Genomic DNA, 632 nt, shown 5'->3' on the forward strand with positions numbered 1-632 from the left:
ATTGGCTGCCTGGACTTCCTTCTGCTTTTTGTGCATGTGCATCAGCAACAAGTTCTGGTGCTAATGCTACCATTGCTAGAGGCAAGATTGCAAGCAATCCAATGTATTTTGTTATTTGTTTCATAGATTTTAATTCAATTTAGTTGTATATAGTAAAATTTCCAATTTGTAACCAAGTTAGAACCAAATCTTACAAAAATAATTCAACAAGAACAGGCATCATGTAGTTTTTCCAGAGTATTGAATGAAACCATTCGTAAATGTTTGAAGTAATTTTACAATTAACATTTGATTCGAACTGTAAACTAGAATTAATTCTCATTTCTTATAATCACTAGTGAAAATCTGTATGTCCAGTTAAATGCAGTTTTGTAAAAAATTCAGTATGGTTAACCAAGGAATATTGATAGGAACTATAATTGGAGTATTTTTTGTTGGAATTGGTGTCAGTTATGCAATTTTTGGTACTAATGAACCTGTACAAATGACTGGTGAAGAGCATATCAAGACTATGATATACGATCCCGAAATTCATGATGCATTGATGAAAATCATGATGGAAGATGAGGAACATTTTAGCCAGATGTTTAAAGATATGACAGCAACTCCTATGAAGACGCATGAATTTACGG

At 32.3% G+C, this 632-nt stretch carries 1 protein-coding gene; it reads left to right on the forward strand.

The genetic code is table 11. The annotated features are described in order from the left end of the window. Positions 1-385: 385 nt before the first annotated feature. Positions 386-632 (forward strand): hypothetical protein (locus V3W49_RS22785; protein WP_500148231.1); only part of this gene is annotated, 247 nt, incomplete at its 3' end.

This window comes from Rosenbergiella sp. YN46 (assembly GCF_036620675.1).
GTDB lineage: Bacteria > Pseudomonadota > Gammaproteobacteria > Enterobacterales > Enterobacteriaceae > Jejubacter.